2 protein-coding genes and 1 pseudogene are annotated in these 1,305 nt (G+C 35.0%); 2 read left to right on the top strand and 1 reads right to left on the bottom strand.

Annotated features, from left to right (window positions below):
• Positions 1 to 172, top strand: a 172-nt coding sequence (locus C200_RS15610) for a transposase (protein WP_033923692.1), incomplete at its 5' end; no start/stop codon positions are given.
• A gap of 3 nt (positions 173 to 175) precedes the next feature.
• Here the strand turns inward: C200_RS15610 and C200_RS13475 are convergent.
• Positions 176 to 550: a hypothetical protein gene (locus tag C200_RS13475; protein WP_016212461.1), complete on the bottom strand. Its 375-nt coding sequence runs from the start codon at positions 548 to 550 to the stop codon at positions 176 to 178.
• A gap of 375 nt (positions 551 to 925) precedes the next feature.
• Here C200_RS13475 and C200_RS16630 point away from each other — a divergent pair.
• A pseudogene (locus C200_RS16630) lies at positions 926 to 1,305 on the top strand (transposase); the annotation flags it as partial.

The following is a 1,305-nucleotide window of genomic DNA, read 5'->3' as shown; positions in this document are numbered from 1 at the left end:
TGCGGGTTGTCACTTATTATTTTTACCCCCTTATTCTCCTGATTTAAACCCGATAGAGCATGTATGGTCACCGCTTAAAAATAGGGTTCGCATGAAGCTTGATCAAGATGAAATAAATTTAGAGACAGCGCTTAGTCAAGTAATGAAGTCAATGTCAGAAACTATTCGTTGAGTGCTATATGCTTAAAAGACGAGCGATTTTTCCATCGCTACCATGGTGAAAATAAATGTTATTTGGCTGCAAGGAGATGCCATATTTATCAGTGCACAGCCTTAAAAACTCTGCTTTTTCTGTTTGCTCTTTTTCTTTCTCTTCCCTCGTATTATTTTTTGTTGTTTTTGCTCTTTCTTGTAGGAAGACGATTTGATCTCCATTTGCTAAAATTGCTTGCATTATTTTGGCGATCTTTTCTTGATTAATAATATGAATATTATCACATCCATAAAATGGCCAAGTTGATTGAGTAGGTACTTGGTTTATGGTTCTTGGATGCTCTTCAGCCCATAGTAATGTTTTATTAATATTAAATACAAAAATATTTTTTGGCATAAGTTTGGCTTCTTAGATTTTTGGTATAAATATTATTGTAGAATATAAGATATATATTTATATCAAAAAATATAAAAATCAATGTTTTTTTTGATAAATAAATTGACTTGTTATTTTGCGGTGTGTTTTTTATTTTAGAGGGTGGAGATTTAAGTTTTTTATATATGATTTAGTGTAGCTTTATTGATCTTCTTGAAATTAATTACAAGGACTCTTTCCTAATGAAGTTTAAAAGTGTTGTACGCTTTAATGGGAGATGATAGCGTATTGATATGATAAACTACGCCCTCCGTCATCTGAAGTGCAACACTCAGTAGAGAGTTCATATTCATACAGATAAACTCTCTAGTTCGCCTTTTGACTTAGAGGGTAGAGATGGTTTATCGGCACTTAAATGAAAAAGATCGTTTTTATATCGAACAACGGTTATCAGAGGGAGACTCGCTCAGATCAATTGCTAGAGCACTTGGCTTTTCTCCTAGCACGATTAGCCGTGAGATTAAACGGCACACCCCAATCGATTTTAAAGGTCTTTATTGTCACCGGCTTACTTCTCGCTGTGCACAAGAAAACGAGCTAACGCTAAGCAAGGTCAAGCTTTTTCGACAAATTTCAGAGGAGGCAAAAATGTTGATCCATCAACGGTTAAGCACCCATACATCCCCCCGATGTTATCAGTCAGGAACTTATACGAGAGCATGATATCCAGGTGAGTGAAAGCACGATTTACCGTTATATTTATGATGATAGAGTAG

This window comes from Piscirickettsia salmonis LF-89 = ATCC VR-1361 (assembly GCF_000297215.2).
Classification (GTDB): domain Bacteria; phylum Pseudomonadota; class Gammaproteobacteria; order Piscirickettsiales; family Piscirickettsiaceae; genus Piscirickettsia; species Piscirickettsia salmonis.
This window is presented reverse-complemented; position numbering and strand designations above follow the sequence as displayed.